We start from the raw sequence: 15773 nt of genomic DNA, 5'->3' as shown, positions 1-15773 counted from the left end.
ATAAGAACCCGGCGTTGGCCTGTTTTTCCTGCCAAAATCCCTCAATTTCTATTGGGGGATTTTTCAGATTATTGACAACCACCGACTAACATCGGTGGTTGTTGAGTCTCCAGCAAACCGCGTTTTTTCTCGCGCGAATCGTGACACATTCAGAATCGGACGTTGATCCCCAAACTAAAATTGTAATTGGGATCTTGCGAATGGCCTTCGTTACGTGTGACGGAAGCAAAACCATGTACATCATTAAACAGATTCGCATTTGTGCCTATTGTGTATTGGCGCCAGTCTTTGCTCTGTTTACCACTCTCCATAACAAAGGCGTTTGTGGTGGAATGAATGGCGCTGCGCAGTTTGTAGCGTGTATCCCCGAACTGGTGATGAAATGCTACAGCAGCATAAGGATTGAAACGCCCCAATTGGGTATCGACACGCCATCCTAATGTCCCTACTTTAGATGTGTAATGCTGGTCACTAAAATGCATGGAGGTACTGTTGTTACCGGATTCTCGGTAGCCTTTGACATCGCCTTTATCCCAAGCAAATTGAATAATAGGGCTGGTGCTGACGACGTTTGTGACAGGTATATCCCAACCCGCCGTAAAACGAGCTCCCCATTGTTTCCCTTTCGTTGAACCGCTTTCTCTACGAGTAGCTTTCCCAAGTTGAATGTTGCGGGTCAGGTCGTAACTCATGTGAGCATAGTGGAGATCAGCGTTCACCCATGCGTTGTTAAAGACATTCCATAGGGCATAACCCGTTGCTACATGAGCATTTCCATTGTAGGTAAAATTGGAAATAGGGGAACGCTCGGATTTGTCATTGGCGTACAGCACACCCAGCAAAAAGTTTTCTGTCAGTTGATAGTCGCCACCTAAAGTAAAGGAGTGATGACGATTGCCAGTATAGGCACCGAAGACACCCAATTTTCCTGGTTGATGACCACCATGGCGTAATTGTTGCAGGTGACCATCAAGAGAAGCTCGAGTGCCTTTAACTGGAGCACGATTGACCTGATTCAGGATCATCACCTGTGATGGGGCGACATAAATGGATTCAAAATATTGGCCCATGATCTTGTGTGCCAGTGGTGATGGATGGAAACCATCCGAGAAGATAAACTCTTTACTGTCATCAAAATCTTTAGGGCCTTGTTCTTTGGTCGTTTTAGGTTTGGAAGTGCATTTGTTCGCATCGACGCCTACGCCACAGGCATAACCCAAATTATTGCCGAAGCCATAGATGATGGAATTAGACATAACCTCACGCAGCAGGCCATTAATATCTGCACGTAAGATATTACCGCTGATTTCATTATCTACTCGCTTGTTATAAGCCTCGGTGAGGCTTGTCGCAGCAGTGCTGGCCTTGTTATAAGCCTCGGCGAGTTCTTTCTCAATGGCGGTGGGATCTAATTTAATCTTTTCAAGGTCTATGCCAAGCATTTTAAGTTGGCTTTGATATTCCATCGCCAGCGCTTTAACCTTGTTTTCAGATAACTGCCCCAATGTCTTGAATAGCTTTTGGAGGGCGAGTTGACGTGCCTCTTCGCTAACGATGGTGGCTTGATTAATGCTTAAGTGTACTTCGCCTAAAATACTTTCTATTTGTTCTTGTGTTTTTTTTTGGACGGTTGATCTGATTGTGTTTCCGAGAAGATCGCGCACAAACGGGTCCATTTTCTCTATTTCGGCATCCACTATTTTATTCACTTTCATTTTTATCCCTGATGCCAAAACGGCTTCCAACAATTTTGGTGTTTTGCCAATATCAGGCACAGTGGGAGCGACAACTAATCCATCCCCGTGTTTCACCAATGTGTTAATTTGTGCTGCGGTAGCGTTCGCACTTTCTTTGATTATATCATCAGGTTTCCAAGAGGATTTATCACTGAGGTCAAACAGTTTTCCCAGATTTGCCATTAACGCCGTTTTAATATCATTCCCGCCTACCCAATGAAAATAGATTCCGTCAGGGTCGATCTTATTGTTTTCCAGAAAATCGTTGAGCTGTTTTGCTGTCGTGTTGTTGGGATCTTCGGGATTAAATGCTCCGGTAGCCGTTGCTCCTGCTTTGGCATGATTGGTGCCACCTTCTTCAGAGGGTATTAAGTTGCGGCCAGAAAATACTTCAACAGCAACTTTTTCTTTATTCCCATCAGTCGTGTAGCGTGCGTGGAGTTTTTCCGCATCTTCCCTTTCTTCAGGTTTTGCATTTTTAATTGTTTCGGCGCGGGCATTTCCTGTATCAGTCGTGCTATCTCCACCAAAAACATACACATTTTTATCAATATGGGCATGGGCAAGGGGATTGATTGAAATCGCTAGCAGTGCAGGTATGAATAAAAATGCTTTTTTCATTGAGCATTCTCCTTAAAAACCATTTGTTAGTTGTTAGCTTATTGCCTGTTAATGGCAACGTTTAAGAGGTGCCCCTTTTGTTAAAATAGAGGCTTTAATGAGTTAAATTTTTAATAAAAATTTAACGTTTTTGAAACAATTGGTCTTTGCTAAGTATGCCGAATTATTTTTGATATTCCATTTTCAAATTGAATTTAATGGAAAAAATGTGATGTCGAATCAAATGTGCGATGCAGTTGTGTGACAATTCACATGTTAATAAAATATTTCATTTGTGTTTCATTTGATTCGGTGCTGAGGTATGTGTATAAGTCTTAAAAAATGGCGATGAAGTGTGGTTGGATGAGGCTGGTCACTAAAACCGGAATAGACTTTTCCAGTAGAAGTATCTACTGCTGCTGATATAACGTGAGCATGAGCAGCCGCTCATTGCGCCTATCATTCGTTACAATTAAGTAGGTGCAACTTGCGGTGGTGTTTGATGATTTGTTGGTGGTTATATTACGCAATCTTACGGCGGAACAGGTAATAAGCTCCTCCCCCCGTCGTTGCCGTAATGACCAATAGAGGCCAGAGATTTGGCCAAATCACAGCTAAATCAGCCCCTTTTAAATAAATCTGTTTGGTGATATCAGTAAAATGTCGGATGGGGTTAATCCAGGTGATGTTTTGTAACCAAACGGGCATATTCTCAACCGGAGAGATATAGCCGGAAAGGAGGATAGCCGGCATCATAAACACAAATACCCCGATAAACGCTTGCTGCTGAGTAGAACAAACCGCCGAAATCAGTAAGCCGAAACCCACTAGCGATAATCCATAAATCAACATGCAACCATAAAATAACAATAATGAACCCGCGAAAGGGATTTGATAGCACAGCGTGCCAATCAACAAAACAATACTGGCTTGCATCGTCGCGACGATCAACGCCGGAATGGCTTTACCAAGGAATATTTGCCATGTCTCCAATGGAGAAACCAGCAATTGATCCAGCGTTCCTTGTTCCCGTTCACGCGCGACCGACAGCGCTGTAACGATGAGTACGCCAATGGTGGTAATCATGGCAACCAATGATGGTACAACAAACCACTTATAATCCAAATTGGCGTTATACCAATTACGAATCATTAACTCACTGTGATTGAAATTGGCGCTATTGCCCAATAATTGTTTTTGATAATCCAGCACAATTTGCTGGATATAGTTGGCAGCAATCTGAGCGCTATTTGAATTACGTCCGTCCAGCAAAACCTGGATTGAAGCCGGATGATGATTGGCGAGATTCGCACTGAAATTTTGTGGAAAACGTACCAGCAGTAGCGCTTTACGGTTATCTAAGGTGGGGCGTATTGCTTGCGAACTGGTTAGCAAAATCACATCAGGAAAGGCTTTCGATTTTGCCAGCCGCTGCGTTAATTCAATCGATGCCTGCCCTTTGTCTTCATTATAAATGGCGATGGTGGCGTTCTTGACTTCCAGTGTGGCTGCCCACGGAAACAGGATCATTTGTATAATTACGGTTAAAATCAGAATGTTCCGTGTTTGCGGTTCACGCAGAAGAGACTGTAACTCTTTCATAATGAGGGTATACAGACGATAAAACATGCTCTCTCCTTTTTATCCCGTTTAATCCAGATGCCGGCGGGTTTTCCACGCGGTCAGGCCGATAAAGACGATGGAACTGGCAAGTAGCAGAAGCAGATTGGTCATCAACACCGTACCGATGTTTCCAGCCAGAAAGAGTGTCTGTAGGCTACTGACAAAGTAACGGGCAGGTATCACGTAAGTGGAAGCCTGAATCAGTACGGGCATACTGTCTATTTCGAATACAAAGCCAGACAGCATGATGGCAGGTAAAAAAGCGGCATTCAGCGAAATCATTGCAGCATTAAACTGATTACGTGTCAGGGTAGAAATGAGCAGACCCATACCCAACGCGGTAGCGAGATAAAGGCTGGAGACTAACGCTAATATCCACAAGGAACCGCGATAAGGGACACCCAGGACAAAAACCGTGAATACCATGCAAAGCACCATGACAAAAGAACCGAGCATTTGGTAGGGCAATAATTTAGCGAGCAGTAATTCAATGCGGGTGACCTGAGTTGAAAGCAGGGCTTCCATCGTTCCGCGTTCCCATTCACGGGCAACCACCAGGGAGGTCAGAATTGCACCGACTACGGTCATAATAATCGAGACAGCGCCGGGAATAAGAAAATGTTGGCTGATGGCGGCGGGGTTAAACCAATAGCGAATTTGTGTATCAATCAAGGGGGTTGTTGATACTCCCTGATTTTGCCCTCGTTGTTGTAACCAAATTTGCCAGATACCTTTGGTATAACCCTGAACAAAATTGGCGGTGTTGGGTTCACTGCCATCGGTGATCACCTGAATGGGGGCGAGGTTGTCTGGACGGGCAAGCAGAGCATCAAAATTGACCGGAATAACGATAATACCGCGGATTTGGTTTTCCTGCATTTTTTTGATGAGATGCTGGCGATTGTCGCTGATCATGGCATCAATATAAGGCGATCCTGTAAAGACATGCACTAATTCACGGGCGTCTTTGCTCTGCTGTTCCATTAAAATGCCGAGGCGAAGTTTGCTGGAATCCAAATTAATGCCATAGCCAAAAATCAACAGTAACATCAATGGGATCACGACCGCAATTAAAGCACTACTAGGATCACGGATAATCTGTTTCGTCTCCTTGATACAGAGTGCTTTCAATCGACGCCATGAAAAACGAGCCGCTTTCTGGTGTGTTACCGGTTGGGCGGTGTTGTGTTCTGGATAACTCATTGTGGCTCCTTATCGTAATTCACCACGAGATCGATAAAAGCATCTTCCATGGAGGGATTTGGGCGCGTATCCGTGGCGACCCGTTGTTTCAGCTCATCCGGCGTGCCTGCTGCAATCAATTTGCCGCGAAATACCAGCCCGATACGATCACAATATTCTGCTTCATCCATAAAGTGGGTTGTGACCATTACGGTGACGCCTTTATCCACCATGCCATTGATATGCATCCAAAATTCCCGCCGTGTCAAGGGATCAACCCCCGAAGTGGGTTCATCCAAAAACAGGATGTCAGGCTCATGCATTAATGCGCAGGAAAGGGCGAGTCGTTGTTTAAATCCCAGCGGCAGACGTTCAGTCTTTTGATGTAAAATCGGGTCGAGATTGAAGGCATGGATCATGCCGGACATCTTCTCTTTTTGCTGGCGGCCTGTCAGGCCGTAAACACCGGAGAAAAATTTGAGATTTTGCTCAACCGTCAGGTTGCCATAAAGCGAAAATTTCTGAGCCATATAACCAAGGTGCTGGCGGGCTTTACCTGAACGGGTTTTGAGATCCATATCCAAAACCAGTGCCTTGCCGGACGTGGGGATCATTAAACCACACATCATTTTGAAGGTCGTCGATTTTCCGGCGCCATTCGGCCCTAACAGACCAAAAATTTCACCCCGTTTTACCTGAAAGTCCACCTGATCAGTGGCTGCAAAATCGCCAAATTTTTTCGTCAGGCTACAGGCTTCTATCACGGTTTCTGTCGGATTTGGCGGGATTTGTGGCAGAATTTCAGCCAGTTCTGAATGACGAGCAGGGCCGCCTCCCAATAAATCGATAAATGCATCTTCGAAACGTGGTTCGGCATCGACGATATTGGCTGCCGATAGCCCTATTTGTTGAAATAGTGTTTGTTGGAGTAATTCATTTTTATCCGCTGATTGCTTTAAGATCAGACGAACATATTTCCCCTGAATCACACCATCAGTCACTTGTGGCAATGTGAGGGCATGTTGCAGTACCTTGCGACGAACATTTTGCCTGACATCAAGCAAAAAAGAGCGGCCAGCAATACCCTGTGTTAAATCTTGTGGTGGGCCGCGATAGAGCAATTCCCCCCGATTCATCAGTAAAACGTCACGACATAACTCAGCTTCATCCAGATAAGAGGTACTCCACAGGATCAGCATACCGTCAGAAGCGAGTTCATGGACCATTTGCCATAACTCACGACGGGCGATGGGATCGACGCCGACACCCGGCTCATCCAGCAGCAAAACTTTTGGGCTACCCAATAAGGTACAAGCAAGCCCCAATTTTTGTTTCATGCCGCCGGACAGTTTTCCCGCCAGCCGTTGGGTAAAATGGGTCAAGTCCGTGAAGCTCAGTAACGTTTGAAATGTGGCTTTGCGTTCCTCACCAAACACACCCCGGAGATCGGCATATAAAGTCAGATTTTCCATCACGGTTAAATCTTCATATAAGCCAAATTTCTGCGGCATATAGCCGAGTTCAGCACGTACCTGAATACTGTCTTTGATGGGATTAAGCCCCATGATGTCAATATTGCCGCTATCAGGCTGCAATAATCCGGCTAACATTCTTATCAGCGTGGTTTTGCCGGCACCATCAGGGCCGACAAGCCCCGTCACTGATCCACCCTGAATTTCTGCCCGGAGGTGAGCGATCGCAGGAACGTCTAGACCCGGAAACGTTTTCACCACGCCGTTCAGTGTTATCATGTTGGCTGAACTGCTCATGTTATCGCCTTACTTATCTGTGTCAGCTAAATCGACTTGAGCCGTATTGGTATCGGCAAAACGTAAAGTGACCGGCATGCCTTGTTTCAGGCCATTATCGGGATCCAGAACAATAATCCGCAGGCGATAGACTAAATCCGTTCTTAAATCCGGTGTTTCGACGCTCTTTGGGGTAAATTCGGCGGTAGGCGAAACAAACCCAATTTTGCCATGATAGGGCTGATTTTTGCGTCCATCGGTATCAATCAGAATTTCCCGTCCGGCAATGGCTTGATTGAGATTGGGTTCATCAATGTATGCCCTGATCCAAACAGGATTGGTCAGTGACAGCGTAAAAACAGTATTGCCGGCCGCCAGCATGGTGCCGGGTTCAATGGCTCTGGTCAGGATCACCCCGGCAGAGGGGGCGGTTAGTTGGGTATCTTTTAAATCGAGTTCAGCCTGTGCGACGGCCGCTTCTGCTTGAGTGAGTTGCGCTTTTGCCGCCGCGATTTCTTCGGTGCGATAACCCGCTTCAAATTGACGTAATTTATCTTTTGCAGCCTGATAAGCGGCCAGAGCCTGATTACGCCCGGCTCTGGCATTTTCCAGATCATTGGCGGAAAGGGTTTTGTTTTGCCACAATCCTTGCTGACGTTTCAGGAAACTATCCGCAAAACGGAATGCTGATGCTTTTTGCGCCACTTCAGATCGTACCTGAGCGATTTCTTCACGGCGATAACCGGCTTCTGCTTTGGCAAGATTGGCTTTGGCGATATCACGAGCGGCTTTGGCCTGATTTAACGCATTGATAAACGGCGCATCATCGAGGCGGCCAAGCGTCTGTCCTACTGCAATGGCATCACCTTCATCCACTTGTAGCTCAGACAATTTGCCAGCCACCCGAAAGCCAAGATTGACCGTTCTGATATCTACATTGCCATACAAGGTCAGCGCCCTGCTATTTTGTTCCTGATAGTAATACATCCCCACCATCGCACCGATGACAACAATGAGCGCCAATAGGGTAAGAGCAAACTGTTTACTGTTCATACTATCCCTTATGCCTGTTTAGTGTATCTCCCCGAGCGTTCAAGAAAGGGGGCAACTTGAGCGTCATGGGGAATATACGTTTTAATGCCAGTGTATTATCTATTTAGGTACTATCTACTTAGGTACTATCTATTTAGGTACTATCTACTTGGTACTGTTCGCTTAGGTACTGCTTGCCTGGATATGATGGATTGCATCAACAGAATTCACTCAACCTGCGGCTGACTGACGGTCTGCGCACTTAATCCATCAAGCAATAAATTGATGTGTTGCGATAAAACGTGATTGATTAATTCATATTCTTTCACCCCGATATTGTCCCACCCCGTTTGGCGCAATAAGGCTTCTCTGGCCAGTCGGAAAGAGAGTATTTCACCGAGTAAGGCATGGGTATGGATTTGGGTTGAAATATGACGTTCATCAGCGCCGATATAGTTGGCGATGAGTTTATTCAAGCGGGAATAAATGGGGGCCAGCCCCTGATCATGCATGACACTGTAAGCTTCAGTGGGGGTCAATTGTTCATGGGACATGATCCGGCTAATGTTGATACTACTTTTCTCGAAAATCAGTCGGTTATAACTCACCATCCCCTGATGAATAAAGGCCAGTATTTGCGCTTGTGGATAGGGTTTTGGTGTTTCAGCAAAAAAACGATCAATGGATTCGATAAGAGGTGCAAACTCCGCTCTTAGCTTGTCGGCAATATGTTGCACAACGGCAAGGTATAATCCTTCTTTAGAACCAAAATAATAGGCAATGGCTGCGATATTTTGTTGTGCATGTTGTGCAATATTGCGGGTCGTTGCCCCATCCAGACCGGATTTGCCAAAAATGGCGATTGCTGCTTCCAGAAGTTGCTGTTTGGCTTGTTCGCCCCGTAATGTCTGAGCCGTCTTCGCTGCCATGTTAAAAAATTTCCCGTTGCAAAGAATTTTCAAGAGTGTCGAAAAATATATCAATCGTATGATTAACTTTAAAACTAAAGCAATTCGATGTAAAGTCGGCACAAATTGTCTTTTTAATAGACATCAATAAAAAAATAACCTTTCAGTTTTTACACCATTCTCGCTGTTAACTCGTCTCTGACTGGATTGACATAATTTTACTTTCAATTATTGGTCGCTTTAAGCCCGCGTGAAACATCATATCTGTTATAATGCCGCGCTAATTATGGTGCATTGCAGTTTATGTAATTTCTTTGCGTTCTATCGCGTCTGTTTTCTTCCCATCAAACTGCCCCTGAGTGATATCAGGCATGGTGAAGTCTGGAGCATTTCTTATTTATGAATTTTGAGTCACTCGGCTTGAAGGCTGATATCTTGCGTGCCATTGAAGAACAAGGCTACGCAGAGCCTACCCCTATTCAGCAGCAGGCGATTCCTGTTGTGTTATCCGGTAAAGATCTATTGGCCAGTGCTCAGACGGGTACCGGAAAAACCGCAGGGTTTACTCTACCTCTCCTGCAACTTTTGAGCGAATCTTCAACCCAGGCAAAAGGTCGACGTCCGGTCAGAGCCTTGATTTTAACACCGACCCGAGAACTGGCGGCTCAGGTGGGAGAAAGTGTACATAACTACAGTAAATACCTTAAATTACGTTCCTTTGTGGTATTCGGCGGAGTCAGTATTAATCCGCAGATGATGAAATTGCGTGGGGGTGTGGATATTCTGGTGGCAACGCCGGGGCGCTTACTGGATTTGGAACACCAGAATGCGGTGGATCTTTCCCGCGTTGAAATTCTGATTTTGGATGAAGCCGATCGCATGTTGGACATGGGATTTATTCACGATATTCGTCGTGTGTTGAACAAGCTACCGGCAAAACGTCAAAATTTACTCTTCTCTGCGACATTCTCTGATGACATCAAGAATCTTGCTAATAAGTTACTGAAAAATCCTGTCAGTGTAGAAGTCGCCCGGCGCAATTCCGCGTCTGAACAGATTGATCAGTCAATCCATTTTGTAGACAAAAAGCGCAAAGGAGAATTGCTCTCCTACATGATAGGCAGCCAGAACTGGCAGCAGGTATTGATATTTACGCGCACTAAACACGGTGCAAACCGGCTAGCGGAGCAACTGAATAAAGATGGCGTGACGGCTGCGGCGATCCACGGTAACAAAAGCCAGGGGGCAAGAACCCGTGCATTGGCTGACTTCAAAACCGGCAAAATCCGTGCATTGGTGGCAACCGATATCGCGGCTCGTGGGTTGGATATTGATCAGTTACCTTATGTCGTCAACTATGAACTGCCAAATGTTGCCGAAGATTATGTTCATCGAATTGGCCGAACGGGGCGTGCAGAGTCGACTGGGCAGGCAATATCGCTGGTATGTGTCGATGAACACAAGCTCCTGAAAGATATTGAACGTCTATTGAAGCGGGAAATTCCACGCATTGCCATTCCGGGTTATGAACCTGATCCTTCAATCAAGGCCGAACCCATCTTGAACGGACGCAATAGCCGCGATACGTCTTCCCGTACTCAACATAAAAATGGCAAACAAGGTGGGGATCGTCCACGTAATCAGGGCGCTTCAACACGTCAACGCCGCCCCCGTGCCGCAACCAAATCTCCTCGTGCTTTCGTCACAGGAAAGTAATCCATGCGTGTTTTGCTGGCACCGATGGAAGGTGTTTTAGATTCTCTGGTCAGAGAATTGTTGAGTGAAGTCAATGACTATGACCTCTGCATCACAGAATTCCTGCGTGTGGTTGACAGCTTACAGCCGGTAAAATCTTTTTACCGGCTGTGCCCCGAATTGCATCACCAGAGCCTGACGCCATCCGGCACCCCTGTCAGAGTTCAGCTTCTGGGGCAGTACCCAGAATGGTTGGCAGAAAATGCCGCCAGAGCCGTTGAGCTAGGATCGTGGGGCGTGGATTTAAACTGCGGTTGCCCGTCCCGGGCGGTGAATGGCAGCGGTGGTGGCGCCAGCTTATTGAAAGATCCTGAACTGATCTATCAGGGCGCCAAAGCTATGCGTGAGGCTGTTCCTGCTCACTTACCAGTGACAGTAAAAGTACGTTTAGGATGGGATTCCGATTCACGTCAGTTTGAAATTGCGGATGCTGTTCAGCAGGCGGGAGCGACGGAACTGGCTGTACACGGCCGAACCAAAGAAGCGGGTTATAAAGCCGAATGTATTAACTGGGCGGCGATTGGCGAGATTCGGCGACGCCTCTCCATTCCTGTGATTGCCAATGGAGAAATCTGGGATTGGCAGAGTGCTCAAGCGTGTATCCGTATCACAGGATGCGACGCGCTGATGATAGGGCGTGGTGCGCTGCATACACCAAACTTGAGTCGGGTCATTAAATATCATGAACCCAAAATGCCGTGGTGTGAGGTACTTAAGCTGTTGCAAAAATACATTTATCTGGAAAAGCAAGGCGATACCGGATTGTATCACGTTGCTCGCATCAAACAATGGTTGGGGTATTTGCGTAAAGAATACGATGAAGCTGATGCGTTATTTATGCAAATCCGGGTATTAAAAACAACGGCTCAGATCGCTGCGATTATCTCTCGCGCCTGAACCTTCGTCCCGTATGGATGGGGTAAATGGTGTCAATTTCCTGAACTGGGCATTGCTGAAAATAGCACCTTCCCAGATTTTTAATTTTATTCTTCTGCCAATATGCTAGGCCGTGTCCCTTAATGTAAATCGGTAGTATTATCATCTAAACGGTTTTCAATATAGGAAAAGATGATGGCACGCTACGACATTCCTGATGACGCATGGATATTGATAGAATCTTGTTTGCCCCTGGTTCATTCAGAACGGGCAGGACGTCCCTATGTTGAACACCGCCGTGTGATAAATGGGATGTTCTGGGTGCTATGTTCAGGGGCACCGTGGCGCGACTTACCGGAACGCTATGGGCCTTGGAAAACGGTCTATAACCGATTTAATCGTTGGTCAAAATCAGGCATTATCAACAAGATATTTAATCGTTTACTGTCCATTCTGGATGAAAAAGGGTTGATTGACTGGGCTGAAATTTGCCTGGATGGCAGCAATATTCGCGCGAGTAAAGATGCCGCAGGCGCGAAAAAAAACATCCCGATATCGCTGACGATCATGCGCTGGGTCGCTCACGCGGTGGTTATGGCACCAAAATCCACCTGGCAACCGACCGAAAGGGATTTCCCCTCAACCTGATAGTGACCGCTGGGCAAGCCCATGAAAGTCAATCGGCCATCCCGTTGCTTGATGGCATTGGCGTCCAACGCAAAAATGGTTTCATGAAACGGCGCGGTAAAGCGGTACTGGCAGATAAAGGCTATTCGGGCGGAAAACTGCGCGGTTATCTGCGTAAATTGAGGATAAAGGGCATTATTCCGTATAAAATCAATGAAAAAGGCAGTACTGATGGTCGTACGCAATTTGATAAACAGGCTTATCGTGGCCGGAATGTGGTCGAACGCTGTTTCGGTTTTCTGAAAGGAAATCGGCGTATTGCAACCCGCTATGAAAAAACCGCCCGAAACTATTTATCCATGGTGAAATTAGGCTGTATTCGACTCTTTTACAAGCGGTTATATAATTAAGGGACACGACCTAATACTACAGCTGTAATAATAGTAAAATCACTGCATTAATTTAAAGCTGTTCTATGTGTTTATACGCTATTAAGAAGAGTGAATGACGGTTGTAATCATAGCATTTTTCCAAAATAATCTTTCTGATTTACTGGGGTTAATCCATTGTTATACTAGTGAGGATGGAATCAGCAGGTATAACTTGCTATATATTTGGTAATAGAATGGCTAGCCTCCATAAAATTCACATATCCCGCCAAAGATACTCATTATAAAGAGAGACGTTTATCACAATATCTAATTATTGGGACAATGATCCTCTAATCAAGATGACCTGTTACAAGGTAATGAAATGAAATATAATTATATTCATTATGGAAAACATTAATGTAAACATATAGACAACAGATCATTTGGTGATATTGACAACAAGTCATTAGTGGCTTAGGTTAGATTACGATGAAAACGTCTTTTATTTTCTATATTAGAATTATTTCATCTATGTAATTTTTAACTAATCAGCTAATGGTGAAGAATTCGACTTTATGAGGTATATATGAACGGAAAAGCTGATGTTCAAGATGTGCAAAATCAAGCTATTAGAGATATTGAATCCATAGAATTAGTTGAGATTCTAGAACAAATTGAGGAAGCTGGTTTGGCCTGTTTAAGTTGCTCTTAAGATAATTAATAGAGGGTGATAATTATGTTACCCTCTGCTTTTTCAATAAAATTAAGTTAATTGATGAGTTATTATATTTAATGATTATGGGAGTTGTTAATTTTTATGAAAAATCTATATTTAGAAGACTTATTAAAAAATGATTCTTTAAACTTAACTGATTTTCTTATTTTTCGCCATATCAGAGAAGGTAGAGGTGAAAATGTAGCTATATCATATGATGGGAAAGATTTTACTTACCAAGAGCTATCAGAAAAAATCTCAAAAACGTCAAACTATTTTAAGTCAATAGGTGTGAAAAATCAAACTAGAGTTATATTAGCCATTCCTGATACCCCAGCATTTGTAATAAGTTTTTTTGCAGTTATAGCATGCGGTGCTATGGCTATCTTAAGTAATCCTCTTAGTGAATCGGTAGAAATAAATGACATAATAAAAGAACTAAATGCTGATATATTAGTTATTGATCATGAAATAGAGAAAAAAAGAGCATTACTTTCTGGGATAACCAATAACATTGAAACTATTTTTATCGGAGATTTTCATTTAAATCCATCTGATTTAGAAATAGCAATAGAAAACCAATCAAGTGATTTATTGATCAGCTATACAAGTACTGATAGTTATGCCTATGCTTTACTTAGTTCTGGAACAACAGGAAAAAATAAAGTAATACCTAGGCGTCACCGAGATATTTTGCACTGTGCTTATGCTTTTTCTGAAAATGTTTTATATATGAATTCAGCAGATAGAGTTCTAGCCGTCCCTAAACTAACTTTTGGTTATGCGTTAGGCGGATCATTATTATTTAGCTTCATATATGGTGCGTCATGCATTATTTTTAGAGAAAAAACAACTCATGAAAAAATCATAAAGCTAAGCAAGGATTTAAAACCAACAATATTTCTTGGAACACCAAGAATGATCTCTGAATTACTTAATAATAAGAATGTGGGTGAATTAAAATCTCTGCGTATATCTACTTCTGCCGGAGAGGTTTTATCATCTATTCTATTAGAAAAATGGAATAATGAGATAGGAACCCCACTTTTAGATGGTTTTGGTTCTACAGAAGTGGGGCATATTTTTATATCTAATACCCTAGATAATATAAGACCACAGACAGTAGGTAAATGCTTAAATGGTTTCAAAATTAAAATTATTGATAATAAAGGAAATGAAGTTAGTGAAGGAAAAGTTGGTCGACTTTGCATTCGTGGTCCAAGTGTTGCTTGTGAATATTTAAACGATGCAAAAAGAAGCGAGCAATCTTTTAATAATGGTTGGCATATTAGTAATGACATGTTTAGTATTTCTAATGATTATGTTACATATTTCGGTCGTTCAGATGATATGATTAAAAAAGGTTGTGGCGAATGGGTATCTCCTTATGAAATAGAAAATGAGATATTAAAAAATGATGAAGTGTTAGAGTGTGCAGTCATTGGAGAAACAAATGAAAATAATGTAATCATATTAAAAGCATGTGTTGTATGTAAAGAAGGGGTTATAATATCTCTCTCATTAGAGGAAAGAATTTTAAATTCAGTAAAGAATAGATGGATTGATTTTACATATAAACATTTAGAGAAAATTGAATTTATGGAGATTCTACCGAGGAACAGCTCAGGGAAATTACAACGTAATATTTTAGGAAGTAAAACTCTAACTGAATTTTCTTATGATTGTTAAATAATATTTAATGGTTAGTCGGTATTTTAAAAATAAGAAATAAACTTCATAAAATCTAATTAACAAGATTCAGTCGTATAACCTTTCGTTATGAACTCACACTTTATGGGGGAGTTATGAATGTTATTGATTTTGCAAAAAAAATAAACCACGAAATTACATCAACACAAAGTATGCCTGATATGATATATAATATTAGAAACATTATGTCTGTAGCAATTACAGACGAAATTTTTTTGAATGATTGTATCAATGAACTCATTGAAAATATTAAAAACACCTTAAGAATTAACGAAATTAAGCCACTTTATGTTGATTACAATAATAAATGGAGAATGAGTATATTTTTATGGAATCCTAAGAGTGAAAACCAACCTCATCAGCATAATACATGGAGCGTAAGTGGGGTTATGCACAATAAAATAAAAATAAAAATTTATGAAAAAATAAATGAAGGAATATCCGTTATTAATGAAATAATTGCGATTGAAGGGAAAACAGGTTATTTAATACCGCCATGCATCCATGCATTAGGTAATCCAGATTTGTCCGAATATAGTATCACTTTACATGTTTTTTGTGATTCAGATCTGAGAAAAGATAAAAATGGTGATACTATATGGTTAGGGGAAAACGATCCCCGTGATAATATTGATTATTCTATTGTAGTACTGAGAAATTTAACTTCATGTTTACTTCTTACTGATAAGTTAAATCAAAATTTTCAATTTAATATATTGGAGAAAATATTTTCCCTAGGAACCCCATCAATTAAATTACAAGCATATAAAAAAATGATTCGTCTTGATATAAGTAAATCTAAAAGATATTCATCTCAATTGGAAGCTGTTCTTTCTGGTGATGTTTTAATTAGAATTAGGGAAAGTAATGCTAAATTGTATGGGAGGTAA

The 15773-nt window shown here is 42.7% G+C and carries 12 protein-coding genes; 6 read left to right on the top strand and 6 right to left on the bottom strand.

What is annotated here, in order from left to right:
• Nucleotides 1-149 precede the first annotated feature (149 nt).
• From XPG1_RS10360 to XPG1_RS10335, 6 genes are all read right to left on the bottom strand, one after another.
• Nucleotides 150-2357, bottom strand: a complete 2208-nt coding sequence (locus XPG1_RS10360) for an autotransporter domain-containing protein (RefSeq protein WP_045959014.1) — start codon at nucleotides 2355-2357, stop codon at nucleotides 150-152.
• Nucleotides 2358-2858: 501 nt separating this feature from the next.
• Nucleotides 2859-3965: an ABC transporter permease gene (locus XPG1_RS10355; protein WP_045959013.1), complete on the bottom strand. Its 1107-nt coding sequence runs from the start codon at nucleotides 3963-3965 to the stop codon at nucleotides 2859-2861.
• Between the two features lie 21 nt (nucleotides 3966-3986).
• Complete coding sequence (locus XPG1_RS10350) at nucleotides 3987-5162, bottom strand: ABC transporter permease (RefSeq protein WP_045959012.1); 1176 nt, start codon at nucleotides 5160-5162, stop codon at nucleotides 3987-3989.
• A complete protein-coding gene (locus XPG1_RS10345; RefSeq protein ID WP_045959011.1) occupies nucleotides 5159-6910 on the bottom strand; it encodes an ATP-binding cassette domain-containing protein in 1752 nt (583 codons plus the stop codon). The genes XPG1_RS10350 and XPG1_RS10345 overlap by 4 nt, the downstream gene beginning before the upstream one ends.
• A gap of 9 nt (nucleotides 6911-6919) precedes the next feature.
• Complete coding sequence (gene hlyD, locus XPG1_RS10340; protein ID WP_045959010.1) at nucleotides 6920-7942, bottom strand: secretion protein HlyD; 1023 nt, start codon at nucleotides 7940-7942, stop codon at nucleotides 6920-6922.
• 206 nt (nucleotides 7943-8148) lie between these two features.
• Entirely contained in the window at nucleotides 8149-8850 is a 702-nt protein-coding gene (locus tag XPG1_RS10335; RefSeq protein ID WP_045959009.1) for a transcriptional regulator, read from the bottom strand.
• A gap of 378 nt (nucleotides 8851-9228) precedes the next feature.
• Between XPG1_RS10335 and rhlE the strand changes: the two genes are divergently transcribed.
• The 6 genes from rhlE (at nucleotide 9229) to XPG1_RS10305 (ending at nucleotide 15773) form a co-directional block, all read left to right on the top strand.
• Nucleotides 9229-10545 (top strand): ATP-dependent RNA helicase RhlE, encoded by a 1317-nt coding sequence (gene rhlE, locus XPG1_RS10330; RefSeq protein ID WP_045959008.1) that lies wholly within the window; start codon nucleotides 9229-9231, stop codon nucleotides 10543-10545.
• 3 nt (nucleotides 10546-10548) lie between these two features.
• Nucleotides 10549-11481 carry a tRNA dihydrouridine(16) synthase DusC gene (dusC, locus tag XPG1_RS10325; protein WP_045959007.1) on the top strand — a complete coding sequence of 311 codons (933 nt, stop codon included), beginning with the start codon at nucleotides 10549-10551 and terminating at the stop codon, nucleotides 11479-11481.
• A gap of 174 nt (nucleotides 11482-11655) precedes the next feature.
• Nucleotides 11656-12497 (top strand): IS5 family transposase gene (locus XPG1_RS18025; RefSeq protein WP_157879562.1). Its coding sequence is split into 2 segments (ribosomal slippage): nucleotides 11656-11998 and nucleotides 11998-12497, totalling 843 coding nucleotides; the frame shifts between segments, so codons are not numbered across the junction.
• 547 nt (nucleotides 12498-13044) lie between these two features.
• Nucleotides 13045-13170 (top strand): hypothetical protein, encoded by a 126-nt coding sequence (locus XPG1_RS19075; protein WP_269450569.1) that lies wholly within the window; start codon nucleotides 13045-13047, stop codon nucleotides 13168-13170.
• A 105-nt stretch (nucleotides 13171-13275) separates the two neighbouring features.
• Nucleotides 13276-14862, top strand: a complete 1587-nt coding sequence (locus XPG1_RS10310; protein ID WP_045959005.1) for an AMP-binding protein — start codon at nucleotides 13276-13278, stop codon at nucleotides 14860-14862.
• 116 nt (nucleotides 14863-14978) lie between these two features.
• A complete protein-coding gene (locus XPG1_RS10305) occupies nucleotides 14979-15773 on the top strand; it encodes a hypothetical protein (RefSeq protein ID WP_045959004.1) in 795 nt (264 codons plus the stop codon).

This window comes from Xenorhabdus poinarii G6, from assembly GCF_000968175.1.
Classification (GTDB): Bacteria; Pseudomonadota; Gammaproteobacteria; order Enterobacterales; family Enterobacteriaceae; genus Xenorhabdus; species Xenorhabdus poinarii.
This window is presented reverse-complemented; position numbering and strand designations above follow the sequence as displayed.

Coding starts and splice junctions, on each gene's coding strand:
- XPG1_RS10350 (WP_045959012.1), bottom strand. CDS start 5,162: ATGAGTTATCCAGAACACAACACCGCCCAACCGGTAACACACCAGAAA.
- XPG1_RS10305 (WP_045959004.1), top strand. CDS start 14,979: ATGAATGTTATTGATTTTGCAAAAAAAATAAACCACGAAATTACATCA.
- XPG1_RS10360 (WP_045959014.1), bottom strand. CDS start 2,357: ATGAAAAAAGCATTTTTATTCATACCTGCACTGCTAGCGATTTCAATC.
- XPG1_RS10335 (WP_045959009.1), bottom strand. CDS start 8,850: ATGGCAGCGAAGACGGCTCAGACATTACGGGGCGAACAAGCCAAACAG.
- XPG1_RS10355 (WP_045959013.1), bottom strand. CDS start 3,965: ATGTTTTATCGTCTGTATACCCTCATTATGAAAGAGTTACAGTCTCTT.
- rhlE (WP_045959008.1), top strand. CDS start 9,229: ATGAATTTTGAGTCACTCGGCTTGAAGGCTGATATCTTGCGTGCCATT.
- dusC (WP_045959007.1), top strand. CDS start 10,549: ATGCGTGTTTTGCTGGCACCGATGGAAGGTGTTTTAGATTCTCTGGTC.
- XPG1_RS10345 (WP_045959011.1), bottom strand. CDS start 6,910: ATGAGCAGTTCAGCCAACATGATAACACTGAACGGCGTGGTGAAAACG.
- XPG1_RS19075 (WP_269450569.1), top strand. CDS start 13,045: ATGAACGGAAAAGCTGATGTTCAAGATGTGCAAAATCAAGCTATTAGA.
- hlyD (WP_045959010.1), bottom strand. CDS start 7,942: ATGAACAGTAAACAGTTTGCTCTTACCCTATTGGCGCTCATTGTTGTC.
- XPG1_RS10310 (WP_045959005.1), top strand. CDS start 13,276: ATGAAAAATCTATATTTAGAAGACTTATTAAAAAATGATTCTTTAAAC.